Origin of the sequence: Agromyces bauzanensis (assembly GCF_014645655.1) — a bacterium.
GTDB classification, from domain to species: Bacteria; Actinomycetota; Actinomycetes; order Actinomycetales; family Microbacteriaceae; genus Agromyces; species Agromyces bauzanensis.
This window is the reverse complement of the sequence record NZ_BMMD01000019.1, coordinates 15,379-42,101: the sequence shown is the minus strand read 5'-3', so window position 1 is coordinate 42,101 and position 26,723 is coordinate 15,379. Positions and strand designations below refer to the sequence as shown.

Genomic DNA, 26,723 nt, shown 5'->3' with positions numbered 1-26,723 from the left:
CCTGCGGAGAGTGTGTACCCGGATGTCACTCCCGTGCCACACTCGAGGAATCATCGCATTCCGCGGGGGTCGGAGGGAGGGCTGTGATGGTCAAGAACATCGTCATGTGCTTCGACGGCACCGGCGCCGAGGTGCGCGCGAGACGCAACTCCAACGTCGTGCTGCTCTATTCGATGCTCGACCTCTCGGATCCGTCGCAGCAGGTCGCCTACTACGATCCCGGGGTCGGGACCGAGGCGGCGGCGGGGGCGTGGTCGCCGCCGGCGCGTGCGCTCTCGAAGCTGCTCGGTCTCGCCTTCGGCGTCGGCATCCGCCGGAACCTCGGCCAGGCGTACCTCTGGTTGGCGGACCACTGGGCGCCGGGGGACCGGGTCTACCTCTTCGGGTTCAGCCGCGGGGCGTACACGGCGAGGGCGCTGGCGGGGATGCTCCGGACGGTCGGGCTCATCCGGCCCGGGTCGGAGAACCTCGTGAACTACATGGTGGCCGGGTACACCCGGCGACACCGCGACGAGCGGGACGAGGCGGGGCGGGCGTCGTTCTGGGGGGACGCCCACCGACTCGCGGCGGTGTTCGGCCAACCGGTGGACGACCGCGGCCGCACGACTCCGCCGATCCACTACCTCGGCCTGTGGGACACCGTGAAGTCCGTCGGGATCCTACGGTGGTCGGTGCACTGGCGGTACACGAACAAGCTCCCGACGGTCGACCGAGTGCGGCACGCCCTCTCCATCCACGAGTGGCGCCGGCCGTTCCTCCACGATCCGGTGACCGCCGGTCAGGAGAAGCCCGTGCTCGAGGAGGTGTGGTTCGCAGGCGTCCATTCCGACGTGGGAGGCGGCTTCGACGACGATCGCCTCAGTCGCATCGCGCTGAAGTGGGTGGTGGACGGCGCGATCGACAGCGGCATCCGGATCAGGTTCGAGAGCCACGAGGGGCGACACGGATACGAGCGCATCTGCCGGCTGGAGCCGCCGGACGCCGACGGAGCGGTGAATGGCATGAGCGGGTGGTGGCGGCTCCTCGGCGTCTCACGGCGGCGGATGCCGCCGACGGCCACCGTGCACTCGAGTGTGCGAACCCGAGTCGAGGGCGGGGCGGCCGACATCCCGGAGCTGTCCCCGACCGTGACGTGGGGCGACCCCGATTGGCTGGTGCCGAGATCGGTCACCGTTCCGGAATCGTGAAGCTCACCTGCGTCCAGCGCCCACCGGGATCGCTGGTCACCGCGTCATCGTCGATGACGTCGTCGGCCCGCACGATGTGGGCCGACTTCCCGGCGAGGGCCGTGATGAGGTCCGGCTCGGGAATGGTGTCGTCCCACGCCTTCACCGAGCCCCACGGCAGCATGGCGTAGAGGGGCTCGCGCCGGCTGTCGAGCACCTCCTCGACGAAGCGCCGAGGGGTGGCGTTGTGCGAGCCGTGGTGGCCGATCTTGTAGAACAGCAGGTGGTCGAGTTCGGCCCGAGCGTGCGGGTCATCCAGCACGTGTCGCCAGGCGCCCTCCTGCGAATCGCCCACGAAGAGCAGGCGCCGGCCGTTGACGTCGAGCACGAAGAAGACACTCGTGTTGTTGACCGACCGCTCCAGCACCGCGGCGGCGGCCAGCAGCGCATCGACCTCGGAGCCGAGATAGTCGAGCCTCGTCTTCTTCGCCGCCTCCAGCAGGCCCTCAGGGATCACCGTCGCGATGTCGCGCTCGTCGACGATGTACGGCTGCGCGAAGAGCGGGCGTGGGGCGCTGGTGACCGTCGGGTCGAGGTCGTCGGCGTAGGCGAGCCAGTGGTCCTTCTTGGGGGGATTCATGCGCTTGAGGTCGGCGGGGTCGCGCGAGGGGCCGAGCACCGAGACGGTGGCGCCCGGCACCGAGGTCGCGATCCGGTTCCGGATCGGATTCCGGTCCGGGAGGAATCGGACCGTCGGCGTGTTGGCGAATCCCGTGCCGTCGCCACCGAGGAGCCGCGTCATCGCCGCCAGGTTCGGGCCCTCGAAGACGGCGTTCATCGCGAAGTCCTCGGCGACCGCCCGGAACGACGAGTCGGAACCGGGTCGCCCGCTCGCCGCGAGCGCGCGGGTCGCCCTCGCGATCGCGGCGGCGCTCTCGTCCTGCTCGGTGCGAAGCGAGACCGCGTCGGGGTCGTCGGGATCCTCGACGAACGACACCCATACCTCGCCGACGTCGACCTGCGACCAGGCATCCTCGGCGAATCCGCTGACATGGTCGGCGTGCCGGTGCGTCGCGACGATCACGTCGACGCGGGGCGGAGCGCCTTCGGGTGCGGCCTCGAGCAGGTCCGACACGATGGTGTCGACGGTCTCGCCGATCTCGCGGCTGCTGCCGTCGATCCTCGGCCGGCCGTGCGCGTGCACGCCGCAGTCCACGAGCATGCGCCACGTGGTGCGGTCGTTCGCCACCGTGACGAGGAACGAGTCGCCGAACCCGACGGTGTACATGCGGATGGTGACGGATGTCGCGGCCATCGTCAGGTCCTCGCTTCGTCGTTCATGGCGGGTTGCCCTCGGCCGGAGTCCGTTGGGGGTCGCGGTTCGTCCTCCTCATTCGCGTGCAGCCGTGCGAAGTCGATGCGGAGGACCGACGGGGCGGTGAGCCACGCCGCGAGCGGGTCGTCGTCGGCGACGCTCCGGGCGAACTCGAGGATCGCCCGCATCCGCTTCCGGCCGGCTTCATCCTGCTGCTCCGCGAAGGCGCGAAGGGACTCGGGCAGGTCGGTCGTCGGGGTCGACCGCGGGAGCGGCTTGGGAACGATCGCCTCCACCAGTCCGTCCACCCTCGCGATGACCGTGCAGGCGGCGCGGAGCGGGACGCCCTTGAGGCCCTCCCGCGCCTCGAGGTCCTCCCGCCGCTGCATGAACTGCACCACGATGATCGGTCGCGGCTGGCGGTCGGCCGCCGTCAGGTAGGACACGTGCGCGCCGGTCATCGCGATCGGGTGCCCCGGATCCAACCCGAGCGCGTCGGCGTAGGTCCTGCTCCATGCCAGGAGGCTCTGCCTGATCCGTTTCCACGGGATGGTGCCCGACTCGCCGTGCACGTCCAGGTCGAGGGTGGTCGCGACGATCAGGCTCTCGAGGTCGGAGAGGGGATCGCCGGCCAGGGTCAGCGGCCCGCCGCCTGGGAGTTCGGGAGGCTGCGGCCACACCAGCGCCTCGTCGGCCAGGGAGGTCACCGCCTCGGGGAAGATGCCCCGCTGGCGGAGGGACTCGACCAGGGTCCCCCTGAGGTGCCCGGTGTCGGACGGGTAGAGCGAGCGGTCCGCCGTCACGATCGCGCGGACGACGTCGCCGAACGTGACGTCGACGACGGGCAGGTACTCGAACGCTCGCACGACCATGGAGAGCAGCCGGTCGGCGTTCCGTACGGCTTCGATGGTCACGCGATTCACGAGGTCGGGGTGGAGTGCGCCTGCGGGGAGCACGCCGGTGCCGCCGCTCGCGATGCGCCGGAGGTCGGCGATCCGCGACCTGTAGGTGTCGAGGAACGCCTCGAACACGGCGGTGACGAAGTACGCGCCCCGCTCATGCGGTTCGGTGGCGTTCGCGAACCCTTCGGGCGTGCGGGCCGAATCGATGGCCGTGCGCAGCGCCCCGCCCCGCGCGGTCGTGGCGCCGAACTCCTTCGCGAGATCGAGGATCGCGTCGGCCTCACGCAGCTCCGTCTGCGAACCGGCCACCGCCGCCGCGACGATCTCGGGGAACGCGAAGTGGTGGAAGAGCGCGACGAGATCGGCGAATGCCTCATGCCACGCGAACACGTCGGGATTCGTCGCCTCGGCGAAGTACCTCCGAAGGCGGTGGACGAGCGCGTGGGTCACCTCGTGCGCGATGATGTCGGTCGAGAGGCACGTGAACACGACCTGCTGGGGCAGGTTCGGGCCCGGGTTCTCGTCGGCAAGGAAGTACCCGAAGACCACGGCCCGCCGTTCGGGGTCGAAGTAGGCGTTGCGGCCCTCGAAGGCGTGCGGGATCAGGCGCAGCGGCTGGCTGCCGCGCCACTCGAAACGGCGGCCGAGGAACCGCTCGAACCGCTCGATGACGCTCATGGCGACGCCGTAGACGATCTGCTGGTGGGCGCGGGGATCGCGTTCCGATGGCGCCATGCCGCCCTGCGCCAGGAGTGCCGGGTGGTCGAGGTCGACCGGGTGGTACCACACGTGGCGTGTTGCGTCGTAGTCGACCACCTGGAGGAGCGTTCCCATGGGGCCCGGCTGCAGTCCTCGCTCGAACGGGATGTCGAGGGTCAGCACCCTTCCGTGGAGTCGGGTCGACATCGGATCGAACGCATAGGCGCGGAGCCGTCGCCGCTCCGGAAGCTGGATCGTGGGTCTGTCATTCGTCGGCAGCATCGACTTCCCCCTGAATCCGAGTGTTTCTCAGGATAGTTCCCTGCATGCGTTCGCGGGAACAGGGCACGCACTGAGGTCGAAGGTGCCCCGCCGCGCGACCTCGGCGAGAATGGAACCCGACGCGAAGGGGTTCCGACATGGGTGAGCAGGCGATCGGTTCGACGACGGATGCCACGACGCCCGCGGATCCCGCCGTCGCAGCCGCCCCGCACGAGCCCGGCCATCACGCGCTCGGCTGTACCGAGTGCTTCGAGGAGCTGCAGCGGAACCACGACTGGTGGAAGGCGCGGCCCGAGGGGTCGCGTCTCGTCGGCCTCGTCGTGCCTCGCGACGATATGCCGCCCATTCTCGAGCAGCGCAACGATCTGACGCGGTTCGGCGTGCAGATCCTCGACTTCCGTTACCCGACTCCCGATGCACCCGAGACCTGGGAACAGCGCCTCGCGCGCCTGTTCGAGACGCTCCGGGCCGGCGACGTGCTCGTCGTCGTGAACGAGCGCGCGCTCGGGCGAACGCCCGACGAGGTGGCGCGCACCATCCGCACGCTTCGTCGGCACAACCTCGTAGTGAAGGTGCTGAGCCACGGCGCGCCACATCTGGAGGACGCGCGGCCGTGACATCCGACCGCGACATCGCACGCTGGTGGCTGCATTCGCAGCTGCTCGCCTCCCCGCGCGCAGGCGCCGAGCAGGTGGTCTCCTCGCTCCCTGCCGTGCAGGCCGAGAACGCGTCGCAGTCCGCCGGAGCGGTGGCCACGCGAACGACCACGCCCCGGCAGGAAGACCTCGCCGCAGCGATCGCGAGCGATCGGGTGCTGCGGACCCACGCGCTGCGACCGACCTGGCACCGCTTCCTGTGGTGACCGTTCGGGGGGTTCGAATGCGGATGGCCGACAGCACGGCGATCGCGAGGCAGAGGACGGCGGTCGCCAGGTACGTTCCCGACCCGGCAGGGTCGTGGGCGATCAGGAGGATGGCGGCCGGCACGAAGCTTTCGCCGACGGCGCCGCACGCCACGAGCACTCCGGTCGCGCTCGCCGCTTCGGCGTCGTCGTGCCGGTCCAGCGCGAGGCCGATGACGAGTGCACAGCTCGGGGCGAGCGCGACGACGGCCAGGGCGATCGCGATGACGCCGAGCATCGGCGCGGACGGTGCGACGAGCGCGGCGACGCCGAGCAGCCCGGTCGCGGTGAGCATCGCGACCACCAGCGCGTTGCGTGGTGCGACCCCGCGTCGCAGCACGGCGGAGGAGGTGAACCGACCCACGGGGTGCCCGTCCGCCTCGATCAGCCGACCGAGCTGCTCGGTGCTCGGGAAGGGGGTGTACGACGCGGTGCCGTCGTCGCGGATCCGCGCAAGGAGCTCGCCGAGGCGCTCCTCGCGCTCGGCGGGCTGCTTCAGGTAGATGAGCTTGGGCATGTCGTGCGGGGCGAGCCGGTACTCGTCCTCGAGTCCCGAGATCTCCTCGCCGGGTGGCGACCCAGCCGTACTGCTGCCCGTAGGCCCCGACGAAGACGTCGCGCTGTTGGAGGTCGGCCCGATACAGCTCTTGCGGTGGGTGCGGCCGTGCCCCGACCCGCAGCCGCTGGTCGGGTGTGCGGATCGCGGATGCCGCGGCGCCGGCGTTCATGGCGACGCCGGCGGCTTCTCCATGGTGCATCCCCTCGGCGCCCCATGCACCTGATCGTGGGCGCCGATGGTCGGCGCCGCCAGACCCCGAGTCAGGGGGCATACATCGCCCGGTGTCGGGCACGGCTCGAGGCGATCCTCACCTCTGGCGAGCGGAGCTCGTCGGAGTACCGGAGCACGCATTCACCTCATGCCGCCCGGCTTACGCGGAGTTCGAATCGCGCCCGGCCGCCGAGTCGTGGGACTTGGGCCGGGTCGACATGCGGTGGCGGAATGAACCACACCTCAGCCGGGCTCGCCTGTATCCGCCACCCCTCGCGATGGATCATGTGGTGGCAGAAGCTGCAGAGCAAGACCCCGTTCGAGAGGTCGGTGGGGCCGGTATCGCGTTCCCACCAGTCGATGTGGTGTGCTTCGACATAGGCGATGTTCTGGCCGCACGAAGCGCAGCCACCGTCGCGCTCGCCGAGCGCGAGTCGTTGCGCTCTGGTGAACAGGCGGGCGCCCCTTCCGAGGTCGAGCGGGAGACTGTCCCCGCCGAGCACTGCGGGGATGAGTTCGGCGTCGGCCGCCATGCGGCGGGCCGTGCCTGCGGAGATGGGCTGATCGAGACCGTCGATGCGCGCGTGCCCGAGCCCGCTGACGAGCGTGTCGTGGTCGACGCGAACCACGACGGTGGTCTTCGCGAGCGGCGTGAGCGCCTGCGAGCAGCCGAGCGTATGGCGGGCGAGCGCGGCGAGCGCATCGACCTGGAGCTGCGGGATCGACCGTCGGTCGTCGACGATTGGGGTGAGATCGCCGTCGGTAGGTTCGCGTCGACGCAGCACGTCGCTGACGATCGCCTCGATCGCCGCCTTCACGGGGGCCGCGCTCTCGGGGTCGAGACGGGCATGCAGGTGCACCATGCCGCGGCCGTCTTCACGCATCGTCAGCGACCGCTCCATGCGGAGCAGGTCTTCACGGGGCTCGACGCCGTCGGGGTCGAGTCGCGCCTCGGCCTCGCGCACACCGCGCATGAGGGTCTCGAGCGGAACCCGCCCTGCCAGGTCGACGAGCGCCGCCTCGACGATGTCGACTCGGCTCGCCTCTGCCCTTGCGGATGCCCGGTCGAGCATCGAGGTGATTGCGGATGCCGCCTCGATACCGATCTCCGCCGTCTCCAAGGCGGCAGCGACGTGCGGATGCCGCGACGGCAGGTGCTCACCGCTGAACGTCTGGCGTTGCGCGGTGGCGGTTCCGACGGCAATCAGTCGCTGCGCATCGGAACGTGACGCTCCGGTGGACGCGGCAATGAGTCGCACGGGGTTGTGGAAACCCTGCGCCTTCGCCAACCCGGTGTCACCGAACTCCTGCCCGGACCGCTTCGTCACCTCGGCGGCGACCCTCGCGAGCACTACCTCGACGTCCCGCCGAACCTTCGCGAGCGCATCGGTGACCTGCATGAGCCCGGTGTCGCTCATCTGCTCCACCTCGACCTGCACGGCCCCGTGGATGGCACCCCCCGCCGGCATCGAGCCCGCCCACGCTCGGCGCAGCGCAGCGAGGTCGCGCTCGAGCGCGACCAGCGGCTGCAGCGTCTGCGTCTGCTCCGGATGCTCCGGGTGTTCCGGGTGTTCCGGGTGTTCCGGATGTTCCGGATGCGTGGGCTGTTCCATGCCTCCATCCTGCACCCACCCACCGACATCCGATCGAGCGAGGAAATCACACATGATCAGGACTTTGCCTGTGGGAAACTTGACGCACCCACCCACTGTGGAGGACAAGTGGCGCTCGAGGCATCCGTCAGTCCATGCGGGCTGCGGAGCGCGGGCGATCGTGTCGACACCATGCACGTATGGAGAGGGCCGCTCGACGCACACGCGGTGGCATAGTGGCGCGAACCCGCTGCCAGTGGTGCGCCCACCCTCGCCTCGAGGCGACGGATAGGTTCACGAGCACCACGGGCGGCCAGCCACGACGATGACCGCATGCGGGCGGTCGTCACGACTCGCGGGCGACCCGACGCCACGACCGCGAGGCATCCGGCCGTGCCGCCGGGCCGCGGGCCTCGCCGTCGCAGCGCACTACGATGCCCCACTCGTCGAGGGACGTGCCGGCCGCATGCAGTCGGTCGCGCAGTCGACGCACCGCCCTGGGCGTGGGTTCACCGCGCACGGAGAGGTGCGCCACGTGTGTTTCGACGATGGCCGCAACCGCAACCGGAACCACGAGCGGATGCGGGAGCCCGAGCCGCCGACCCATCGAACGGAACGACTCGGCGCCGAGTTCGGCGTGACCGTGCGGCGTAATCCGCCCATCCTGGCGTCGGTGGTCTGCGGCTTGCCGACGTCGTGGAAGAGGGCGGCGAGCACGAGAAGCTCCCGCCGCCCGGACCGCAGGTCGTGCTCGTCCGCGTAGACCGCCGCCAGATCGGCGGCCCACAGCGAGTGCACGAGCACATCCTCCTCGGGACCACCTGCGCTCAGCCCTCCGGTTCGAGGATGTCCCGTGCCGGCACGAGCGTCTCGGGCAGATCCGCATACCATGTCGTCATGGGTGCGGAGGAGTTGAGGTTTCAGGCGACGATCGGTGCGGAGGTCAAGGGCGAGACGTGGAGCTGCGTCGAGGTCCCCGGTTCCGCCGAGTTCTTCGGCACCGGCAAGACGGTGCGGGTCGATGCGAGCGTCGACGACGTGGTGCTCGAGAACGTGGGTGCGATGGTGACCGGAACCGGCGGCCACATGGTGTCCCTGAACGCCAAGGTCCGGAAAGCCCTCGGCAAGGACATCGGCGACCCGGTCGAGGTCACGATCACCAAGCGGTGATCCTCGGGCGGGTGGGTGTGCGGTGACGTTCCGTCGTCACGATCGGTGAGGGCGATCGCCGCGGCCCGCGTCCCGAACGCCGCATGCAGCAGCGGGATCACCGACGCCGCCATGAGCGACGGCTCGCGTCAGCGATCGAGCAGCCGCGCCGCGTACGCGTTGAGACTCGTGCCTTCTCTCATGGCCTCGGTCGCGAGCCTGCGATGCAGTGCCGGATTGGCGCGCAGGTTCACCCGCCCGGAATGCGCGCGGCCGTCCGCACTTGAATCCTCGCGGCGATCGGCGCAGAGTGAGAGGAGCGAGGGAGGCTCCCATGCGCAACTCGATGTACCCGGATGTCATGCCGATCCTGTCCGCGGGCCGGCACCGCTCGCCCCGACGCGGGGCGTGCTTCATGGAATTCGCGTCGTACCTTGCGGGCGAACGCTGGAGCGACCACCCAGCATGCACGCACGGCACCCTCGCGCATCTCGCCCGGATGGTGAACGACCTGACGAGTGACGCCGGACGAGCGCGGCTCGCACCGCTCATCCCGACGGTCGTCGGCCTGACGAGTGACGACCCGTTGCTCGACGTCCTGCTCGCCGTGCGGGCCGCCCACGCTGCATTGCCCATCGTCGCGGAGGAGCGCCAGCGATCGCTGGCCGTCGCAGGGCACGTCGCGATCTCCGTCCTCGAGGTACACAGCGGCGCGTTCGCCGCGGAGGGGAGGGAGTTGGCGGAGGCCGCCCTCCGCGCCGTCCCCGCCGCCGACGCATGGGCCACCAGGTTCATCGAGGAGGTCGGTCCGGCACGCCGCGCCGGAATGAGCGTCCGGCAGTGCCGGGACATCGTCACCGGCGCCGTCGACGGAATCGCGAGGGCGTGCGTCTGCGACGCCGACGATCGGCTCGTCTCGCTGCTCATGGCGGCGGTGTCGGACACGGCGCGCTTCGTGGGCGCGGAGCGTGCGGCGGCGGATGTTCCCGTCCGTGCGGACGCGCCCGTCGCGAGCTAGGGGCGTCGACGACACCATCGGAGCAGAGGGTCCGGCGTTCACCTCCGCGACCTTGAAGTCGAGGCTCGGTCCGCCGACGCGGGCGAGGAAGTTGCAGGCGATGGTCTCGGCGCCCACGATCACCTCGGTGGGCGCGCCGGGGAAGACCCCGCCGGTGTCGAAGTGGCCCGTGGCGTCTGCGGCGAGCACCGCGACCAGCCCGTCGAGGTCGCCGTCGGATGCCGCGGCGGCGAACCGCTCCGACAGCCGGCGGGCGGCGGCGGGATCGACCGAGAACCGCGCGGCGCCGTGCGCGGCGATCCGTCTGCGGGCGCGCGACGCGGACTGCCACGCGCTCGCCGGACTCACGCCGAGCGCGTCGGCGATGCGGTCGAAGTCGAGGTCGAACACGTCGTCGAACACGTCGTGGAGCAGGAACACCGTACGCTCGGCGGGCGTGAGCTGTTCGAGCACGACGAGCAGCGCCATCCGCACGGAGTCGTCGAGGATGACCCGGTCTGTCGCTGCGGGTTGCAGCGGTCGTTCTACGCCGAGCGACCTACTTGCGAGCCACCGCGGAATTCAGCGGCGGCCTGAGCTGCGGGCCATCCGGCGAGCTGTCATCTCCCGGTGAGCCGATCTGACGCTGGCCATGTCATCCGTACCGACAAGCCCTGTGGCGAGAAGTAGTGCGCCATCGACGTGTGCGACAGCCTCAAGCAAGGCGCCGGCCTTGAGGAGGTCGGCAACTCGGGACTTGATCGATCTCAATGCCTCGGCTCGCGCGGTGACGAGAGCGGGTGATGGCATCGCCCACCGGTCGGCTTCTCGGGGCTCCATCTTGAGGATGCCGCCGCCGTATGAGCGGCCAACCATTTCGGCGTTCAGCAGCGTGACCGAATTGAGGCTCGCAAGAGGCAGCAGTTCGCGAGCGAGTTCGCGGCTGTCGGGATTCAGATAAACGCCGTGCACGGAGTTCAAATGGTGCGCTCCTGCCCGATTGGTCGTGAGCCGAGGAGTATCGGCGTTCATGCAGGTGAGCAGCAGGTCGGCCGGCGGCACCAGAGGCACGCGGAACCAGGGGGTACGCACGCGGCATTTGTAGGCCTGATCGACCTCTGTGCGTTCACCGTGTGCGATGTAGTCGCGGGCAGCCGTCGAGACATCCGATGCCGAAGGACGAAACAACAAGGTCGCGCGACCGCGTCCATCCAGTTCGGTGAGCATTTCCTCGGTCAGCTCGAGTCCTCGAAGGTGAGAGCTGCCAGCGGGCGAGAGCTGCAGCAGTTCATGAGGGGCAAGGCCGAGCCCTTTCGCTTGAGCGCGGGTCAGCGCGAAGAATCGGTTGTTGCCGGTGACCATGCCGAGCGTCGTGTCGCCCCATGACTCGAGGTGGGTGAAATGCCCAGCCGCCGAAAGGGAGTGCAGTGGCTCGACGGCGTCGGGGCTGACGAGCAGTGAGGTCCATTTGTCCGACGGGTCGCTTGGTGTGAACGTCAGACCCGCACCGATCTCCGACAACTCGGCAGCGTTCTTGACCTCGTGGACGGTTGCGTGCTGTGCGGGCCCTTCGTCGAACCCGTCAGCGAGCAGCAGCACGACGTCAGCCTCGGCCTCAGGGAAGACCTGCTCTGTGAAGAGCACGAGATTCACGCGAGCGAATCGCTCGAAGATGAACTTCCGAACCGGCGCGGCGTAGTTGACGCTGAGGAGCTCCGCAGGCAGCACGAGACCGAGGCGCCCGCCCGAGCGAAGGAAGAGCGCTGAATGCACGGTGAATGCAGCCCAGCTCGAAGCCAGACCGGTGAGGTTGACACCCCCCGTGAACGCTGCCGCCCGCGCCCGCGCCCGCGATTCACCGGTGAAGTCCTGGTACCGGATATACGGAGGATTTCCGACGGCGGCGGAGTACTGGCCGGTGGGCTGAATGGCGAAGAAGTCGTCGACGATGATGTGCGGGATGCCACCCGCTGCCTCGACCCGGGCGCGCGCCACGGCGGCGCTGTGTGCATGGATCTCGGCACCATCAACTCGAGGAGGTGCGTCGGCGCCGAGTTCGCGCAGCCGCCGCACGGCCTCGACCAGGAACGCCGCGTCGCCTGCGGACGGCTCGAGCACCGTGGCATTCGCATCTCGGATTGCCCAGTCGGTGACGAACCTGGTGATCGCCTCGGGAGTGAAGAACGCCCCGCGCGCTTTGCGCACCTCCGCGGTGTCCTCAAGCGAGCGCTCCAGCAGTTCCTGCACGTTACTCATTCTTCCCTGCTTCCATGGGTAAGCGTTGTCGTGATGGGCAGGTTTCGGAACTCGGCACCGTTCGAAACTGTGTTCGATGATACGGGGGTCCGACGACAATCGATGCCAGCACGCCGCCACTGTGGATCCGGCGAGTTGATCCGTGTTGTCGGCCCGACCGGGCACACTGGCACGTATGGCCAAGACCGACTCGTTCAGCGTGTACGACGCGCCGCTCGCTGCTCGCCCGCCGACCGACCCCTGGGTCCATGCTCTCGGCGAGGCGGCGATGTACTCGCCCGACTACGAGTTGCTCTCGCGACTGCTCGGTATCCCGGTCGCCGCCGGCAAGGGGTCCACGACCGGGGCGTTGGCAAGCGGGGTGGATGCGTGGCTTTCCGCTGAGTTCCGGCGCGCCGGGTTCAGCGCCGACGAGGTATGGCCTCGGCCGTCCATCCCGCGGATCATGCCCCGAGACATCGCCATGCTGCTGGACGGCCTGCCAGCCAACCTCGCCGACGCGGTGCGTGAACGGCTCACATCGATCAAGTCGGTCGGGCCAGTCGATGCGCGCTATCTCGGACGCGCCTACGAGAAGCAGGTGGATGTCTCCATCTCACGTTGGGACCGAGGGCCTGAGATGCTGTTGAGCACGAAGACCCAGGTGTCGTCGTTCGGAAAGAACCTCGCCAACCGATTCGAAGAGGCCTACGGCGACGCGGGCAATCTACGAACCCGGTATCCACTCGCAGCAGTCGGATTCTTCTTCGTGCAGAGGTCGACGATCCTCGAGTTGGAGCCGGATGCGTTCGAGAAGACCATCGACATGATGCGCAAGTTGCGCGACACCGTCGGGCTCAACGGCTACACCGCCACCGGTCTCGCGTTGGTGTCGTGGGACGAGGCCGCTCCTGAAGCGGGGGTGATGGTTGAGCTCGATCGCGTACCTGCCGACGTGCGCCCGGAGCAATTCATGACACGGATGATTGAACAGGTGCTCAGTGCGACGCCCGTCAGCCAGCACGTAAGGCCGCGGGAGCTCATGGAGCGCCGGATCATACCTGTGGTAGAGGACGAGCCGGGGTCGGACACCTGATCCTGCCCATCGACAGGCCGGGTGCATGCGCACCTGGGCTGACGGATGCCTCGGGCCCGAGCCGTTCGGCAAGGTGGCGTCCGACGAATGCGGTGCCGCCGGTGATCGCGGTGCGCGGGCGTCTGGTCATTGAATGACACCGAGGCTCGCTACACACTCCACGGGTTGAGCAACGGCACCTCGAGTGGGGCGAAATCACGTACATTGCGCGTGACGACCGTGAGCCCGTGGACGGCGGCGGTTGCTGCCATGAGCGCATCTCGCTCCGGTCGTGGGTCCGGAACATGAAGGATTCCGGCGCGTATCGCCACCGTCGTGTCGATTGGAAGGATGCGGCCTGCGAATGCCGGCAGCACGCTGCCGTCGAGCCAGGCACGCAAGAGTGCTCCCTGCTCGGCATCGGCCCGTTCTTTGCGGCGCACGCCGATCTCGAGTTCGAGTACGGTGATCGCGCAGAGATGAAGCGTCTCGATCTCTTGTTCGGCGGCCCAGGCGATCACACCGGGGTCGGCCGTGCGCGCAGGCTTGCGCAACTCGCTGATCACGTTCGTGTCGAGCAGCCAGCTCACAGCTCGGGTACCCGGAGCTCGAGGTCGACTCGGGGCACCTCGAACGAGACACCCTCGCTCATGCGGAGCGCGTCGACGATGCCACCGCGCGGGCCCCTGAGCCGGGTGAACTCGCTCATCGACATCAGCACGAAGGACGGTCGGCCTCGGTCGGTGATGATCACGGGTTCGATCGCGGCGCGGCGTTTCGCGGCGGCGACATCATTGTTGAAGTCTCGTGAAGTAACGGTTGACATGGAGATCACCTCCGAGCGATCGAGCAGTTGTCATTGTAGCATCGTTGCCAACCTTGGATCGGTGTCTCGATGAAGTCGCGGATCAGCTCTTCGGCCGCCCACTTCGACCGGTCAGCTCGAGACGATGAGCGTCAGCTCGTCGCGCGCGAGGAGCGCCACCGGAATGCCAGCAGGACCCACCAAACCGGCAGAACGGCGCCGACGATGACGATCAGCGGGGCGATCGAGAACACCGCCGTCTGCGCCGGCCCTGGCGGAATCAGGAAACCGACGGTTCCCAGGGTCAGGCCGAGGAACTCGGCGAGCGCGAGCCAGCGCGCGAAGCGCAGCATCCCGCGCCCGAGGCGGCCCACGCGCCATGCTGTGTGCGCGATCACCCATCCCCACGCGACCAGCGCGAGGAAACCCGGCACCCAGGTCACGAAGGGAAACACGAGTACGAGCACCTGAGCCAGGCGCAGGATCGCGGCGAGTGCTGATCCGATCACGATGACGATGGACAGCGCGGTCAGTGAGAGCACGACGGCGTTGCGAAGGCGGCCGGCCACGAGGGCCATGGTGACCACCGCGGAGAGCGAGCCTGCGATGTTGAGCAGGTCCTGCGCATCGCCGAGCCATGAAAGCGGAAACACCCGCCCGCGCGTGGGGTCGGTGAAGAGGATGAATCCGAGAAGGCCGATGGATGCGAGCGCGAGGAACGTCCCGGTCAGCAACGCCCAGACACGAAGGCCGACGTCGGGCACGTCGGGAACGATGAACTCACCCTGCTCGGTCGCTCGCTCGGTCATGATCGGCCGCCTCCGGTTCCGCGTTGCCGCAAAGCTAGCGCATTGGAGGTGGCTCCTGAAGGTCGTCGTCGCGCTCACCCGCTGACCCGGCAGGTCGCGCCACCCGAACCAGCCGGGATCGGGCAGCGAGCCGCGGATCTGCTCGGCCGTGCACCTGCGCCGCGGGCGCAGGTCGTCGGGCACGGATGCCGCGGGCGGCGCGGCGTCCGTCACGCCCTTGGCGAGCATGCGCACCTGGGCCCAGGCCGTCTCGGTCGAATCGGGTGGTCACACGCTCTCCAGCGTGTCCGCATCGACGAGCACCAGGCGTCGCAGGAACTCCGGCGGAACCCGGTGCAGCTCCGGTGTGAGCGTGTACGGGCCTTCACCGACCGCCCACCGCCGGCGCAGTGTTCGTGTCGGGCCGTTCGCCCAGTCGGGAACCGGAAGGCTTTCGGCAACCAGATGGTGCGCGACGAGGGCGGCGATCGCGGCATCCCACTGCCGTGGTGCTCGTCGAGCAGAACGCCCGACGAGCACTGGCGGCGGCGCCGATGTCGGCTACGTGCTCGAGACCGGTGAGATCACCGATTCCGGTCCAGCCGGCGACCTGCTCGCCGACGAGCGGGTGATCGAGGCGCATCTCGGGTTGAGCTGAGGGGTCAGGTCGGTCACCACGACGCCGGGCACCACGTCAGGGTGCCCGGCGTCGTGGTTGCGGGACGTCTCAGCTCGGGTCTGTGACGTCCCAGATCTGCCCGTTGTCGGCACGGGTCAGGTGCCCGACCAGCCCTTCCGCCGAGGCCTCCGGGGTGAGCAGGCGCCCGGAGGCGTGGGATGCGACGAACCGGTCGTGGAGGACGTGGCCGACCTGGTCGGGGTCCTGAGCGCGGATCCATTCCTGCATGGCCGTGTCCACGGAGCCGGGCCGATACGCGTTGATCGTGACACCGGTGTCGGCGTACTCCGCCGCCATGCTGATCGTCTGGGTTTCAAGGGCGGCCTTCGTGGCGGCATACGTGCTGCCGCCGATCATGACTGCGGGGTGAGCGACGATGCCGCTCGACACGTTCACGACACGGCCCCACCCTCGCGCGACCATTCCCGGAAGCAGCGCACCGGTCACGAGCACGGGGGCGATGGTGTTCAACGTGAACGCGTCGAGCATGCTCGCCGCGGATCGGGTCGCGGTCGGCCCCAGCGGAGCGACCGTCGCGGCGTTGTTGATGAGGATGTCCACGTCGCCGATGGTCCCGGTCAGTTCTGCGACCACGTCGGCGATCTGCGTCGGATCGCCGAGATCCACCGGTCTCACGTGCGCCCTCGCCCCGGCGGCCTCGACCAGCCGTGCGGTGCCCTCCAGTTGCCCGGCCGAGCGGGCGAGCAGCGCGATCGTGGCGACACCGGCGCGCGCGAGGGCGACGGCGGTGGCGCGGCCGATACCTCGCCCGGCACCGGTCACGACCGCGGTGCGCCCTGCGAGGATGCCTCCCGGGTCGTCGATCGTCACAGGCTGAGCTCTTCGACTGCGCGGAGCACGGCGGCCGGTTCCGTGCGGGTGGTGTAGTCGGGGTGCACGTCGATCCACCGCAATACGCCTGCGGCGTCGATGATCGCGACGGTCGGCATCGGCAGTTCGATCGTGCCGTCCGCATTCACCGCAGTCAGGTCGAGACCGTGCTCGGCCTCCAGGTCGTGGGCGTACTCGGCGGGGCGGGTCAGGACCCCCAGGGCGCGGGCGATCTGATTGCCGGGATCGGAGAGGACCGGGAAGTCGAGGTCGTGCTTCTCCTGCATGGTCAGCGATCCATCGGGATGCTGCGGGCTCACCGCGATCAGCTTCGTGCCACGTTCGCGGAGCGCCGGGGCGAGTTCGTTCCGATACTTGCGCAGGGCCGTGTTGCAGTACGGGCACCAGGCGCCCCGGTAGAGCACGACGACTGCCGGGCCGCCGTCGCGGGCCGCGGCGATCGAGGTCGAGGTCCCGTCCGCTGCCAGAAGGGCGGCGTCCGGGAGGACGCTCCCGATCTGGGCGGACGACGGATGGGCCGCCCGCCGGAGGTCGCTCTGCTCGCGTGCGAACGCGTTGTCGGGGTCGGCCGTCGGGACTTGGCCGCCGGCATCTGCAATCTGGATCGTGGTGTCTCGCTCTTCCATGGCAGTAACGGTAAACAGAATCTGTTACCGTTAGCAAGTCCGAGTATTCCTCCGTTCGGAGGATTGCAGGGCACCCGAGGGAGAATGGTGTGATGACCTCCGCGCCCGAACCCGCCCACGGCGAAGAACGATGGCTGACGCTGGCCGCCGTCAATACTCTCGTCAGTGGCACCTTCGGCAGTTCCGACCGGGTCACTGACGAGACGGCCCTTGCCGCCTGGGTGCGGGAGCACGTCCCGCCTGCGATGCCGGCATCCGCAGTTCGGGCATCGCGGGAGGAGTTCGCGGCCGTCTGCACCGCGGCCCGCGAACTGCTGTCCGCGATCGGGATGGGCGCCCCTCTGCCCGCGGCCGCGCTGCGGCGAGTCAATCGCGCAGCGGCGCATCCGATGCATCCGGCCGTGAACGCGGCACGAGAACTGCAGCTCACCCCGGCACGGCCCGTCTCTCCCGTCGCCATGCTCGCCGCGGACGCGGTGCGGCTGATCGCTTCCGGCGATGCCAGCCGGGTGCGCACCTGCGCGGCGGTGGACTGCGACCGCATGTTCCTCCAGGACCACCGCCGCCGGATCTGGTGCTCAGCCCGCTGCGGCACTCGCATGCGGGCCCGGCGGCGTGCGGCTCGCCTCCGATCGCAGGTCGCCGTTCCTGCACAGCGCCGGCCCTGAGCTGCGGTACAGCCTGCTCGCTCCGGCCGCGCCTACGGTCCGACGAGATGGTGCCGAGCTTGTGGGCTCAATCGCGCCAGAGAGGGCGGAGTAGACGATCGCCGTGCCTACCGGCCAGAGGAGCATGCCGCGGATCCGGCGGATGATCGCTGCGCCGAGCAGCGTCGAGAGTGAAGCGGCTGGCAAGCGGTCGAGCGTTTCGGGCATCGGTGAATCTCCGGTCTCGTGTGGTCGCTGGCATCGTGGCAGCTGCTTCGAGGCAACGGTAATAGGCGAGCTCAATCGCTCATGACGGCCGCGAACTGCTTCGCGACCACCTTCGGTGCTGCTTCGACTTCGGGCTCAATCCAGGAAGCGCGCAATGGTGTCGACGCACCCGCGCGGGTCGTCCTGCCAGGGCGAGTGCCCGGCGTTCGGCACGACGGCGAACTCGCTGCGCGGGAACAGCGAGGCGTACGCCGCCGCGGGCCTGGGTGGGAGCGCGACATCGAGCTCGCCGGCGATGAGCAGCACGGGCACATCCAGGTGCGCGATCGCCGACCTCACCGCTTCCGGTTCGAGCGCGTCCGGCGCGTAGTACTCGGCCGCCGCTGCGGGGTTCGTGAGGCGCGCCTCGCGAGCAACCTGCGCTTGCTGTGCGGCATCCCATCGTCCCTCGGTGTCGGGCAGACGAGCACGAGGCGACGAAGCCGATCGCCGTACCGCACGGCGTACAGGAGGGCGAGCGCTGCACCGGCGGAGTGCGCGAGCAGGTCCATGCGCTCGAGCCCTAAGTGCGATCGCAGCGCCTCGAGGTCATCGACCTGCCGATCGACGCGATAGCTCGCGGCATCCATCGGTGTCTGAGAGTCGCCGGTACCGCGCAGGTCGAGCAACTGCAGGGTGCGTCGCTGCGAGAGGCCACCCAGGTCACCGAGATAGGCGGATGCCTTCGCGCCAGCTTGCGGCTGGTGCGCTCGACGTAGCGCAGGTGGGGGCGCGAGCGCGCCGAACTCGTCGTATGACGTCGGCAGGTCGCCCTTGCCGGCCACCAGCTGCGGCAGCCAGCGGGCGTAGAAGCCGCTTGCCGAAGCGGCGGCCTTCAGCTTGTCGGCCAAGTCCACGTGCGGATCGATCAGGTCGCCCGCGGCCTTGAGATGCGCGTCGACGGCCTCACGCGCGATCAGCAGGCGCATGATCTCCGACGAGCCCTCGAAGATCCGGTTGATCCGAAGGTCGCGGAGCGCCTGCTCGGCGCCGACAGCGCGTTCGCCGCGGGCGGCGAGTGACGCTGCCGTCTCGAAGCCGCGGCCGCCGCGGATCTGCACGAGCTCGTCGCCGATCCGCCAGCCCATCTCCGAGGCCCACAGCTTGGCGAGAGCCGCCTCGATACGGATGTCCTTGCGGTCCTCGTCGGCGAGCATCCCCGACAGGTCGACCACCGCCTCGAGCGCGAACGTCGTCGCGGCGATGAACGCGATCTTGTGTGCGACCGCGGCGTGTTCGCCGACGGGTCGGCCCCACTGCACGCGGGCATTCGACCACTCGCGCGCGATCTTCAGGCTCCACTTGCCCGCGCCGGCGCAAATGGCCGGGATCGCCAGGCGGCCGGCGTTGAGGGTGGTCAGCGCGATCTTCAGGCCTTCGCCCTCGCGGCCGATCAGGTTCTCGCGAGGCACGCGGACGTTCCGGAGCGAGGTGAGCCCGTTCTCGATCCCGCGCAACCCCATGAAGGCGTTGCGGCGGTGCACGGTGATCCCGGGAGCGTCGGCCTCGACGATGAACGCGCTGATGCCGCCGCGGTGTCCGTCGGACTTCGGCACGCGTGCCATCACGACGAGCAGTTCGGCGACCACTCCGTTCGTGGTCCACAGCTTGGTGCCGTCGAGCACGTACTCCGAGTCATCTTCGGTCGGCACCGCGGTCGCCCGCAGCCGCGCAGGGTCCGAGCCGACCTCCGGCTCGGTCAGCAGAAAGGCGCTGATGGCGCCTGTCGCGCAGCGAGGCAGGTACTGCCGCTTCTGATCCTCGGTGCCAGCGAGAACGAGCGGCTCGGGCAGGCCGACGGACTGATGCGCCGAGAGCAGTGCGCCGACGCTGGCGTTCACCGTCCCGATCATCGTCAGTGCGTGGTTGTAGTAGTACTGCCCCAGCCCGAGGCCGCCGTACTCGACCGGGATCTTCATTCCGAAGCAACCGAGCTCGGCGAGCCCCTGGAAGACCTCGTCGGGGATGCGCGCCTCCCGCTCGATTCGCGCGCTGTCGACGGTTCGCAGGTACGACTCGAGTTCGGCGAGGAACTTCTCGCCATGCTCGCGGCGCTCCGGTTCCGGTCGGGGGTGCGGATGAATCAGCGACAGGTCGAACTGCCCCAGGTACAGTCCCCTTGGCGAAGCTCGGCTTGCGCCACTCCTGTTCGCGCGCGGCCTCGGCGACGGCGCGCGACTGCTGCTCGTCGACGTGCGGCGATGGCTGCACCTCGACCTGGGAGACGGTGGACTCACGGATGGTGCTCACGCGTACCTCCTCGTTGAGCCCCAATCTACGCCGCCAGAAGGCGGACGCCACCGGACACTCGCCGACGGCCGGACTCTCGTCAGGCGTTCTCGAGTTCGGCGATCACGATCTTCTTCTGGCCCATCATCACCTGCATCTGCTCGGGCCGGCGGGTCAGTTCGCCCATGTTCGCGGGAATGATCTGCCAGCTGACGCCGAACCGATCCTTGCACCAGCCGCACTGCTCCGACGCGGGCACGTGCGAGAGCTTCGACCAGTAGTCGTCGATTTCGTCCTGGTCTCTGCACGACACGACGAAGGAGATCGACTCGTTGAAGGTGAAGAGCGGCCCGCCGTCGAGGCAGACGAAGTCCACCCCGTTCAGCGTGAACTGCCCGTTCAGCACCTTGCCCGACATCCCCTTGAAATGCTCGTCGAGCGACTCGTCGGGATACTCATCGATCCGGGTGATGCGGGAGTTCGGGAACACGTCGACGTAGTACTCCATCGCCTCGCGCGCCTGGTCATCGAACCAGAGACACGCCTGGATGAATGAGAGCTCGGCCATCGGCAACCCCTTTGTTCGGCCCCTTGAGTCGCGGGCCACGCTACGCCGATGCGTCGCCGGTATCGAGGGGTGAAGCGGTCGGATGCCGCGGCCGTTGCCGGCCCGCCCGACTCAGGCCGCCGACGTGGTTCGTCACGCACCCGGTCGGTCGCTCGCAGGAGGAAGCAGCGCGGCGATCAGCGTCTCGGCGAGCCAGGATTCGTAGGCCGCCTCGGTCCAGCCGCAGTCGGCGACGAGGGCCAGGTAATTCGCCTGGCCACAGACGGCGTACACGATGTCGCCGGCCCGCTCGGCGGTCACGCCGTTCCGCAGCACCCCCCGTTGCTCGAGCATCCGTCCGAGACCGTGCCGCAGGCCCTGCCGCCGCTCGTCGGCGATGTGCTCGCGGAGTCGAACCATCGAGTCGTCGCTGTTGGCGGCGGCGTCGAGCACCCGCAGGAGAGGGCCGACGCGAGACCAGATGCCCGGTTGCGTCGCTGCGTACAGCTGCAGCTGCCGGACCGGGTCCGTCTCCTCGTCGATCCGCCGGATCGCCGGGCGTTCGGTGACCGGGACCTCGGCGCGCTCGGCTCCGCCCGCCACGGCGGCCTGCACCGCGTCGGCGAGCAGGCCGGACTTTCCGCTCGCCGACCGGTACACGGTCTCGACGGCCACGCCGGCCTCGCCGGCGATCGCGGGAATCGTGGTTCCCGTGTATCCGCGTTCCACGAACAGCCACCCGGCGACCTCGACGATGTGCGCACGCGTGCGGGCCGCCTGCTGCCGCCGACGCGTCGCATCGTATCTGCGTCTTGACACGTCTGACATTAAGGAGAATGATACTGGCATCAATATAGATCGGGCAACGACGCTCCGATCGTTCAGGGAGGTGGCCGCAATGAAGGTCATCGAAAACCGCACCGAGGTCGCCCGCACTCCGCAGGAGGTCTTCGACTACGTCACCGACGCGGCTCGGCTCCCCGAGTGGCAACCGTCAGTCGAGGAGGCGGCGGCAGAGCCGCCGGCGATCCGGCAGGTCGGGATGCGGGGGTACGAGGTCCGCAAGGTGCCCGGCGGAGCGCAGAAGATCCGGTGGGAGGTCACCGAGTGCGAGCCCGGTGGGCGGTGGGCGATCGAGGGCATCGACGGGCCCGTGCGCGCACACGCCTCGATCTCGCTCGCGCCGCTCGACGGGAATCGCACGCAGGTCGACTACCGCATCTGGTTCGAGGGGCGTGGCATCGGCAAGCTCATCAGGCTGATGGCGACTCGCGGCGCGCGCACCGACGTTCCCGCGAGTCTCGAACTCCTCAAGCAGCGGCTCGAGACGGTCGGCGTCTGACCTCGGCGACGGATGCCGCATCCGCGCCGCCGTGCTCGGCTCGCGGTGACCGGGGTCAGCCGGCTGCGAGCACAACGTCGAGGCTGTCGCGCACGATGGCGAGACCCCGGTCGAGCTCCTCCTCGGAGATCGTCAGCGCAGGCAGGAACTTCAGCACCTCGTCGAAGGCGCCCGAGGTCTCGATCACGAGCCCGCGACGGAACGCCTCGGCCGAGATGCGACCCGCGAGCGTGCGGTCGGAATCGCACGCGAGGCCGTACATCAGGCCGCGGCCGCGGACGACGAAGCCCTCGTCGGGGTGATCGGCGGCGATGCGTTCGAGCTCGATGCGCAGCAGCTCCGACTTCGCGGCGATCGCGTCGGTGAACGCCGAGTCGGCCCAGTAGGTCTCGAGCGCAACGCGTGCGGAGACGAAGGCGAGGTTGTTGCCGCGGAACGTTCCAGTGTGCTGGCCGGGCTTCCACACGTCGACGTCGGGGCGCAGCAGCACGAGCGACATGGGCAGCCCCGAGCCCGAGATCGACTTCGAGACGGTGACGACGTCGGGCACGATGCCCGCGTCCTCGAACCCGAAGAACGCGCCGGTGCGGCCGACGCCGGCCTGGATCTCGTCGAGGATCAACAGGATGCCGCGTGCCGCCGTGATCTCGCGGAGGCGCTGCAGCCATGCCGCGCTCGCGACGTTGATGCCGCCCTCGCCCTGCACGGCCTCGACGATCACCGCCGCGGGCAGGTCGAGGCCCGAACCCGGGTCGTCGAGCATCTTCTCGAGCAGGTCGAGCGTGTCGATATCCGCTCCGAGGTAACCGTCGTACGGCAGGCGCGCGACGTCGTCGAGCCCGACGCCCGCGGCGCCGCGGTAGTGGCTGTTGCCCGTCGCGGCGAGTGAGCCGAGGCTCAGGCCGTGGAAGGCGTTCGTGAAAGCCACGACGGTGGAGCGGCCGGTCGCCTGGCGGGCGACCTTGAGTGCCGCCTCGACGGCGTTCGCGCCGGTCGGTCCGGTGAACTGCAGCTTGTGGTCGAGCCCGCGGGGTGCGAGCACGAGCCGCTCGAAGGCCTCGATGAACGCCTTCTTCGCGGAGGTGGCCATGTCGAGGCCGTGGATGATGCCGTCGCGCTCGAGGTACTCGATGAGCGCGCCCGTGAACACCGGGTTGTTGTGTCCGTAGTTGAGCACGCCGGCCCCGGCGAAGAAGTCCAGGTACTCGCGCCCGTCCGCGTCGACGAGGGTAGAACCGGTCGCGCGGTCGAACACGGTCGGGAACGAGCGGATGTATCCGCGCACCTCCGACTCGCGACGGTCGAAGACGTCCAGGGCTGCGCGGCTGCTCATGGCAGGCGTTCTCCTCTCGAGGCAGGGTGACGGTGAATCGACCCTACGTCCTCCGACCGGGCGTTCAGTTCACCCTCGGCGTAGCGAGTGCCGCGCTCTGCAGGCGCATGGCGCCCGAATCGCGCGATGATTGAGCGACAGGATCGCCACCCGAAGGAGCCGACGCCATGGCATTCGACACTCCGAACGGAACGCGAGGGGCACGCCAGCCGGGCCACAGCAGGATCGAACGCTGGGGGAACCAGCGGATGGCCGATCGCCTTCGTCGCAAGGGCGACCGGCGCGGGAACAAGCTTGTGCTCGTCACGGTGGGGAAGAAGACCGGCGTCGAGCGGATGACTCCGGTGCGATGGTTCCCCGGCGCGGGCGACACGAAGCTCATCGTCGCGTCGGCGAGCGGCGGCCCGCGGAATCCCGCGTGGTACTACAACGTCGCAGCCAATCCCGACCGGGTGCGCGTCGAGTTCGCCGGCCAGCGCATCGAGGTCATCCCCGAGCAGCTGCACGGTGCGGAGCGCGACGCGGCGTGGCGGCAGATCACGAACGCGGCCCATGGGTTCGCCAGGTACGAGCGGATCACGGACCGGGAGATCCCCGTCATCCGGCTCACCCCGCGGCCGGGCGCGCCGGTCAGTTGACCCTGAAGGCGGCGGTCCGCGTCGTCCTGCTCGGGTGCGATGTTCCAGCTGCTCGATGAAATGAGGACAACTCAAGCATTCCTTGACAGGCGGAATGGACGAGAGGAGGGTGTGCGAAGGGGGCGGGATGGCTTACGTCATGTGTGTCGAGAATCAGTGCCGGCCGACGATGCAGCAGGTGCGGCGGAGAAGCGCGTCGAGCTGAGCGGCGAACTTCGGTTCGAGCGAGGGTGCATCGAGGATCGGCGTGATCTCGATTCCGACCTCACCGGTCTGCATCGCATCAGCCTAGCGCGCGAGGGCGCAACGTAATTTGCCGCCCTGCGCTGAGATTCGCCTCCTCAGCGTCAGGGCGGTGCGCATCGCCGGCGCGGCAAGGTTGCTGCGGCTGCTGGCCTCCCCAGTGTGACGGCGCGATCTATCGCTCGATGAGGGTTGCTCGGTACGGTGTGCGCATGGGCTCGACCGAAGCGACGATCCGGGGACACATCCGCACCCCCGCCCATCCGCCTCTCAAGACTCATGGCGGCGCGCCGCGGCCCGACCCCCGGATCGAGGTCCAGGTCTTCCACGCCGCCGACGGCGTGTTCCGAACCACAGCCTCGATGGACCCCCACACCTGGGAATACATCGCCTCCGATCTTCCGACCGGCGACTACGTCGTACGCGCGCACGACACGAAGGGCGCCTACCTCGACACTTGGTTTCCGCGCTCGCCAACGCGCGACGGCGCAGAAGCGCTGCATGTCGAGGAGGGGATCATCTCGCCGCTGAACAAGGTGAACGTCGACTTCCACATGATCCTGGTGCCGCGGCTGGCGGGCCAGGTGCTGACCCTCGGCCCGCGCGCACCGCGCGACATCGAAGTGGTCGCCTTCGACGTCTCCACACGCGCGGAGGCAGGCAGGGTCACGGGCATCGACGACCGATTCTCGCTTGCACTGCCCATCGGGCGGTACGCCGTGCTGTTCCACGATCCCGCGGGCCACTTCGAGGATCAGTGGTTCTCGCTCGGCACCTCGCTCGAGACCGCAACTGTCGTCGAGCTCGGCGTCGATCTCGATGCCGCGCAGGTCAACGTCTTCCTGGTCGAGCGGGAGGAGCCGGCCGGCTCGCTGTCCGGGCGTGTGCGCGCGTCCGACGGGCTCCCGTTGGGTCAGGCCGAGCTCGTGGTTCACGACGAACAGCAACATCAGGTTGCGACGTCGGCGGCCGACGCCGACGGCGCTTTCCGGATCGACGGCCTCACACCCGGGCGCTACCGGGTCGCGGCGCACAGCCCGGACCACGCTTTCCTCCTGAGCTGGTTCGACCGCAAGTCGGCACTCGATGAGGCCGACCTCGTGACCGTGCGATCGGCCGCGGACACCGCGGGGATCGACATCGTCGTAACCAAGGTGGGTGGGTCTATCCACGGCCAAACCGTCGGGCCCGACGGCTCGCCGCCTGCCGTCGGCGTCGAGGTCCGCGCCGTACCGGCCGACCCGGCGTGGTCGCCCGTCAGCACGAACATTCGTGTCGACGGCAGCTACAAGCTCGAGCACCTCCCGCCGCACGACTACCGCGTGGTCTTCCTGCCAGCCTCAGCGCTGCTCGCTCCTCAGTGGTTCAACGAGGCGGCGAGTGAAGCGGTTGCGACCATCATCACGGTGTCCATCGGCACGGCGAGCGGAGGCGTGGACGCGCGGCTCCAGCCGCCAGGCGCCTCGATCTCCGGCACGGTGATGACAGGCGACGGCGGTGCTATCCCGGCGCGCGCCTGGGTATTCGCGTCGCGGCCCGACGGGACGTACGTCGCGCAGACCGTGATCGCTGCCAACGGCACCTACACTCTGTCCGATCTTGACCCGGGCAACTATCGCTTGGACGTCTTCCTCGACGATCCGTATGTGAAGACCTGGTTTCCAGGAGTCCCCTTTGAGGCGGACGCCGGCACCGTGAGCGTCGGCCTCAGTCAGGCGCGCACCGGCATCGATGTCAGGGTTCCCATTGGTGCCTCCATCGAGGGCCGCGTGACGACGACCGATGGGAAGGTTTTGCCTGCGCGGGTCACGGCCAGCGCAATCGGCGACGACCCGGAGAGCTGGGATGAGACGGAGGTCGCGGCGGACGGACACTATCGCCTCGACGGACTCGCTCAGGGCAGCTACATCGTCGTGATCACGGATCCCGGCGGCCGCTATGTCCGGCGCTGGTACCCCGCCGCGGCCGACGCCGCATCAGCAACGCGGCTCACGCTTGCGGCCGGGGAGGTGCGGGCCGGGATCGACGTCGTCCTGGAGGCTTCGGGCGTCGCCCTCACGGGGAAGGTCTCGACCTCCGACGCCCAGCCGCTCCCCGCCAATGTCCGCGCATACTTGGCGCTGCCCGGCACCGACGAGCCCGTCGCGAATACCATCGTCGCGGCGGATGGCAGTTACATCCTCCGCGGGTTTGGGGCGGGAACCTACGACCTGCACGTGCAGGACCACTCCGGCGAGCACGACGACGCACTCGTGCCGAACGTCGCGGTCACCGCCGCACTCGTCGATCTGGACGTCGTCCTCGCTGTGCGCGGCTCGATCGCGGGCATTCTCGCCACGTCTGACGGGAACGCGGTGCCGACGAACATCCTCGTCGAGGCATACGCCGCGAGCACCGGGGACCTCGCCCGACAGGTATTCGCAACTCCGGTCGCGGGGGATTACCGGATCGGAGGGCTGACCCCCGGAGATTACAAGGTCTTGGTCCGTCCGCTCGGCGACTACGCCGAACAGTGGTATCCGGCCAAGACCTCGCTCACGGATGCATTCGCGATCGGTGTGACCCAGGGACAATCCGTCAGCGGCATCGACATCACCCTGCTTCCCGAGTGACGGGGAAGCACGGCTCTTTCCCGCATGGTCGGG

General features: G+C 69.0%; 27 protein-coding genes and 3 pseudogenes. 9 read left to right on the top strand and 21 right to left on the bottom strand.

The features are described 5' to 3' along the window. Positions 1–86: 86 nt before the first annotated feature. Positions 87–1,187 carry a T6SS phospholipase effector Tle1-like catalytic domain-containing protein gene (locus IEX31_RS14760; RefSeq protein WP_188744176.1) on the top strand — a complete coding sequence of 367 codons (1,101 nt, stop codon included), beginning with the start codon at positions 87–89 and terminating at the stop codon, positions 1,185–1,187. On the opposite strand, the gene IEX31_RS14755 is transcribed toward IEX31_RS14760, so the two are convergent. Beyond that, the gene (locus tag IEX31_RS14755; RefSeq protein ID WP_188744175.1) at positions 1,168–2,481 is read right to left on the bottom strand and encodes a ComEC/Rec2 family competence protein; all 1,314 of its coding nucleotides are present in this window, start codon (positions 2,479–2,481) and stop codon (positions 1,168–1,170) included. The genes IEX31_RS14760 and IEX31_RS14755 overlap by 20 nt on opposite strands. A gap of 2 nt (positions 2,482–2,483) precedes the next feature. Then, positions 2,484–4,289 carry a gluzincin family metallopeptidase gene (locus tag IEX31_RS14750; RefSeq protein ID WP_188744174.1) on the bottom strand — a complete coding sequence of 602 codons (1,806 nt, stop codon included), beginning with the start codon at positions 4,287–4,289 and terminating at the stop codon, positions 2,484–2,486. 212 nt (positions 4,290–4,501) lie between these two features. On the opposite strand from IEX31_RS14750, the gene IEX31_RS14745 reads away from it, so the two are divergent. Together IEX31_RS14745 and IEX31_RS14740 are read left to right on the top strand one after the other, a co-directional pair. Then, positions 4,502–4,981 carry a recombinase family protein gene (locus tag IEX31_RS14745; RefSeq protein ID WP_188744173.1) on the top strand — a complete coding sequence of 160 codons (480 nt, stop codon included), beginning with the start codon at positions 4,502–4,504 and terminating at the stop codon, positions 4,979–4,981. Further along, positions 4,978–5,226: a hypothetical protein gene (locus IEX31_RS14740; protein ID WP_188744172.1), complete on the top strand. Its 249-nt coding sequence runs from the start codon at positions 4,978–4,980 to the stop codon at positions 5,224–5,226. Before IEX31_RS14745 ends, IEX31_RS14740 begins: the two co-directional genes overlap by 4 nt. 954 nt (positions 5,227–6,180) lie before the next feature. Here IEX31_RS14740 and IEX31_RS14735 read toward each other — a convergent pair. The 3 genes and pseudogenes from IEX31_RS14735 to IEX31_RS19650 form a co-directional block, all read right to left on the bottom strand. Then, entirely contained in the window at positions 6,181–7,647 is a 1,467-nt protein-coding gene (locus IEX31_RS14735; protein WP_229662392.1) for an HNH endonuclease signature motif containing protein, read from the bottom strand. A gap of 325 nt (positions 7,648–7,972) precedes the next feature. Further along, positions 7,973–8,161: a hypothetical protein gene (locus IEX31_RS19025; protein ID WP_229662391.1), complete on the bottom strand. Its 189-nt coding sequence runs from the start codon at positions 8,159–8,161 to the stop codon at positions 7,973–7,975. Between the two features lie 146 nt (positions 8,162–8,307). Continuing rightward, a pseudogene (locus IEX31_RS19650) lies at positions 8,308–8,517 on the bottom strand (HD domain-containing protein); the annotation flags it as partial. 6 nt (positions 8,518–8,523) lie between these two features. Here IEX31_RS19650 and IEX31_RS14725 point away from each other — a divergent pair. After that, positions 8,524–8,796: a DUF1905 domain-containing protein gene (locus IEX31_RS14725; RefSeq protein ID WP_188744170.1), complete on the top strand. Its 273-nt coding sequence runs from the start codon at positions 8,524–8,526 to the stop codon at positions 8,794–8,796. 128 nt (positions 8,797–8,924) lie between these two features. Here IEX31_RS14725 and IEX31_RS14720 read toward each other — a convergent pair whose 3' ends face one another. The 3 genes from IEX31_RS14720 to IEX31_RS14710 form a co-directional block, all read right to left on the bottom strand. After that, on the bottom strand, positions 8,925–9,029 hold the full coding sequence (locus tag IEX31_RS14720; protein WP_188744169.1) for a toxin-antitoxin system HicB family antitoxin: 105 nt from the start codon (positions 9,027–9,029) through the stop codon (positions 8,925–8,927). After that, a complete protein-coding gene (locus IEX31_RS19020) occupies positions 9,026–10,261 on the bottom strand; it encodes a sigma factor-like helix-turn-helix DNA-binding protein (protein WP_229662390.1) in 1,236 nt (411 codons plus the stop codon). Before IEX31_RS19020 ends, IEX31_RS14720 begins: the two co-directional genes overlap by 4 nt. Positions 10,262–10,354: 93 nt before the next feature. Beyond that, positions 10,355–12,028 (bottom strand): N-6 DNA methylase, encoded by a 1,674-nt coding sequence (locus tag IEX31_RS14710; RefSeq protein WP_188744168.1) that lies wholly within the window; start codon positions 12,026–12,028, stop codon positions 10,355–10,357. A 175-nt stretch (positions 12,029–12,203) separates the two neighbouring features. Between IEX31_RS14710 and IEX31_RS14705 the strand changes: the two genes are divergently transcribed. Then, positions 12,204–13,103, top strand: a complete 900-nt coding sequence (locus IEX31_RS14705; protein WP_188744167.1) for a hypothetical protein — start codon at positions 12,204–12,206, stop codon at positions 13,101–13,103. Between the two features lie 149 nt (positions 13,104–13,252). Here the strand turns inward: IEX31_RS14705 and IEX31_RS14700 are convergent, their stop codons facing one another. From IEX31_RS14700 to IEX31_RS14670, 6 genes are all read right to left on the bottom strand, one after another. Further along, the gene (locus IEX31_RS14700; protein ID WP_188744166.1) at positions 13,253–13,672 is read right to left on the bottom strand and encodes a type II toxin-antitoxin system VapC family toxin; all 420 of its coding nucleotides are present in this window, start codon (positions 13,670–13,672) and stop codon (positions 13,253–13,255) included. Then, positions 13,669–13,908: a type II toxin-antitoxin system Phd/YefM family antitoxin gene (locus IEX31_RS14695; protein WP_188744165.1), complete on the bottom strand. Its 240-nt coding sequence runs from the start codon at positions 13,906–13,908 to the stop codon at positions 13,669–13,671. The genes IEX31_RS14700 and IEX31_RS14695 overlap by 4 nt, the downstream gene beginning before the upstream one ends. Before the next feature lie 131 nt (positions 13,909–14,039). Continuing rightward, positions 14,040–14,774: a hypothetical protein gene (locus IEX31_RS14690; RefSeq protein WP_188744164.1), complete on the bottom strand. Its 735-nt coding sequence runs from the start codon at positions 14,772–14,774 to the stop codon at positions 14,040–14,042. A gap of 189 nt (positions 14,775–14,963) precedes the next feature. Continuing rightward, entirely contained in the window at positions 14,964–15,215 is a 252-nt protein-coding gene (locus tag IEX31_RS14685) for a hypothetical protein (RefSeq protein WP_188744207.1), read from the bottom strand. A gap of 187 nt (positions 15,216–15,402) precedes the next feature. Next, positions 15,403–16,185 carry an SDR family NAD(P)-dependent oxidoreductase gene (locus IEX31_RS14675; RefSeq protein ID WP_188744163.1) on the bottom strand — a complete coding sequence of 261 codons (783 nt, stop codon included), beginning with the start codon at positions 16,183–16,185 and terminating at the stop codon, positions 15,403–15,405. Then, positions 16,182–16,832 (bottom strand): peroxiredoxin-like family protein, encoded by a 651-nt coding sequence (locus tag IEX31_RS14670; protein ID WP_188744162.1) that lies wholly within the window; start codon positions 16,830–16,832, stop codon positions 16,182–16,184. The genes IEX31_RS14675 and IEX31_RS14670 overlap by 4 nt, the downstream gene beginning before the upstream one ends. 92 nt (positions 16,833–16,924) lie before the next feature. Between IEX31_RS14670 and IEX31_RS14665 the strand changes: the two genes are divergently transcribed. Continuing rightward, entirely contained in the window at positions 16,925–17,500 is a 576-nt protein-coding gene (locus tag IEX31_RS14665) for an ABATE domain-containing protein (RefSeq protein ID WP_188744161.1), read from the top strand. Between the two features lie 342 nt (positions 17,501–17,842). On the opposite strand, the gene IEX31_RS19015 is transcribed toward IEX31_RS14665, so the two are convergent. The 5 genes and pseudogenes from IEX31_RS19015 to IEX31_RS14640 form a co-directional block, all read right to left on the bottom strand. Beyond that, on the bottom strand, positions 17,843–18,046 hold the full coding sequence (locus IEX31_RS19015) for an alpha/beta fold hydrolase (protein WP_229662389.1): 204 nt from the start codon (positions 18,044–18,046) through the stop codon (positions 17,843–17,845). Next, positions 18,043–18,381 (bottom strand): annotated as a pseudogene (locus IEX31_RS19010) (alpha/beta fold hydrolase); the annotation flags it as partial. The gene IEX31_RS19015 and the pseudogene IEX31_RS19010, both read right to left, overlap by 4 nt. 47 nt (positions 18,382–18,428) lie before the next feature. Next, a pseudogene (locus tag IEX31_RS19005) lies at positions 18,429–19,957 on the bottom strand (acyl-CoA dehydrogenase family protein); the annotation flags it as partial. A gap of 118 nt (positions 19,958–20,075) precedes the next feature. Beyond that, entirely contained in the window at positions 20,076–20,543 is a 468-nt protein-coding gene (locus IEX31_RS14645; protein WP_188744160.1) for a VOC family protein, read from the bottom strand. A 132-nt stretch (positions 20,544–20,675) separates the two neighbouring features. Next, positions 20,676–21,341: a TetR/AcrR family transcriptional regulator gene (locus tag IEX31_RS14640; RefSeq protein WP_188744159.1), complete on the bottom strand. Its 666-nt coding sequence runs from the start codon at positions 21,339–21,341 to the stop codon at positions 20,676–20,678. Positions 21,342–21,420: 79 nt separating this feature from the next. On the opposite strand from IEX31_RS14640, the gene IEX31_RS14635 reads away from it, so the two are divergent. Continuing rightward, a complete protein-coding gene (locus IEX31_RS14635; RefSeq protein ID WP_188744158.1) occupies positions 21,421–21,864 on the top strand; it encodes an SRPBCC family protein in 444 nt (147 codons plus the stop codon). 55 nt (positions 21,865–21,919) lie between these two features. Here the strand turns inward: IEX31_RS14635 and ectB are convergent, their stop codons facing one another. Continuing rightward, entirely contained in the window at positions 21,920–23,197 is a 1,278-nt protein-coding gene (gene ectB / locus IEX31_RS14630; protein WP_188744157.1) for a diaminobutyrate--2-oxoglutarate transaminase, read from the bottom strand. A gap of 248 nt (positions 23,198–23,445) precedes the next feature. On the opposite strand from ectB, the gene IEX31_RS14625 reads away from it, so the two are divergent. Beyond that, a complete protein-coding gene (locus IEX31_RS14625) occupies positions 23,446–23,835 on the top strand; it encodes a nitroreductase/quinone reductase family protein (RefSeq protein ID WP_229662387.1) in 390 nt (129 codons plus the stop codon). Between the two features lie 153 nt (positions 23,836–23,988). On the opposite strand, the gene IEX31_RS19310 is transcribed toward IEX31_RS14625, so the two are convergent. Beyond that, positions 23,989–24,114 (bottom strand): hypothetical protein, encoded by a 126-nt coding sequence (locus IEX31_RS19310; protein WP_268236995.1) that lies wholly within the window; start codon positions 24,112–24,114, stop codon positions 23,989–23,991. Between the two features lie 176 nt (positions 24,115–24,290). Between IEX31_RS19310 and IEX31_RS14620 the strand changes: the two genes are divergently transcribed. After that, positions 24,291–26,690, top strand: coding sequence for a carboxypeptidase-like regulatory domain-containing protein (locus IEX31_RS14620; protein ID WP_188744155.1), 2,400 nt, complete (start codon positions 24,291–24,293; stop codon positions 26,688–26,690). The last annotated feature ends 33 nt before the right edge of the window (positions 26,691–26,723 follow it).

Bases quoted from the DNA above. Each gene is read 5' to 3' on its own strand.
- IEX31_RS14760 (WP_188744176.1), top strand. From the start codon at position 87: ATGGTCAAGAACATCGTCATGTGCTTCGACGGCACCGGCGCCGAGGTG.
- IEX31_RS14755 (WP_188744175.1), bottom strand. From the start codon at position 2,481: ATGGCCGCGACATCCGTCACCATCCGCATGTACACCGTCGGGTTCGGC.
- IEX31_RS14750 (WP_188744174.1), bottom strand. From the start codon at position 4,289: ATGTCGACCCGACTCCACGGAAGGGTGCTGACCCTCGACATCCCGTTC.
- IEX31_RS14745 (WP_188744173.1), top strand. From the start codon at position 4,502: ATGGGTGAGCAGGCGATCGGTTCGACGACGGATGCCACGACGCCCGCG.
- IEX31_RS14735 (WP_229662392.1), bottom strand. From the start codon at position 7,647: ATGGAACAGCCCACGCATCCGGAACATCCGGAACACCCGGAACACCCG.
- IEX31_RS14725 (WP_188744170.1), top strand. From the start codon at position 8,524: ATGGGTGCGGAGGAGTTGAGGTTTCAGGCGACGATCGGTGCGGAGGTC.
- IEX31_RS19020 (WP_229662390.1), bottom strand. From the start codon at position 10,261: ATGGCGCTGCTCGTCGTGCTCGAACAGCTCACGCCCGCCGAGCGTACG.
- IEX31_RS14710 (WP_188744168.1), bottom strand. From the start codon at position 12,028: ATGAGTAACGTGCAGGAACTGCTGGAGCGCTCGCTTGAGGACACCGCG.
- IEX31_RS14705 (WP_188744167.1), top strand. From the start codon at position 12,204: ATGGCCAAGACCGACTCGTTCAGCGTGTACGACGCGCCGCTCGCTGCT.
- IEX31_RS14695 (WP_188744165.1), bottom strand. From the start codon at position 13,908: ATGTCAACCGTTACTTCACGAGACTTCAACAATGATGTCGCCGCCGCG.
- IEX31_RS14670 (WP_188744162.1), bottom strand. From the start codon at position 16,832: ATGGAAGAGCGAGACACCACGATCCAGATTGCAGATGCCGGCGGCCAA.
- IEX31_RS14665 (WP_188744161.1), top strand. From the start codon at position 16,925: ATGACCTCCGCGCCCGAACCCGCCCACGGCGAAGAACGATGGCTGACG.
- IEX31_RS14645 (WP_188744160.1), bottom strand. From the start codon at position 20,543: ATGGCCGAGCTCTCATTCATCCAGGCGTGTCTCTGGTTCGATGACCAG.
- IEX31_RS14635 (WP_188744158.1), top strand. From the start codon at position 21,421: ATGAAGGTCATCGAAAACCGCACCGAGGTCGCCCGCACTCCGCAGGAG.
- ectB (WP_188744157.1), bottom strand. From the start codon at position 23,197: ATGAGCAGCCGCGCAGCCCTGGACGTCTTCGACCGTCGCGAGTCGGAG.
- IEX31_RS14625 (WP_229662387.1), top strand. From the start codon at position 23,446: ATGGCCGATCGCCTTCGTCGCAAGGGCGACCGGCGCGGGAACAAGCTT.
- IEX31_RS19310 (WP_268236995.1), bottom strand. From the start codon at position 24,114: ATGCAGACCGGTGAGGTCGGAATCGAGATCACGCCGATCCTCGATGCA.
- IEX31_RS14620 (WP_188744155.1), top strand. From the start codon at position 24,291: ATGGGCTCGACCGAAGCGACGATCCGGGGACACATCCGCACCCCCGCC.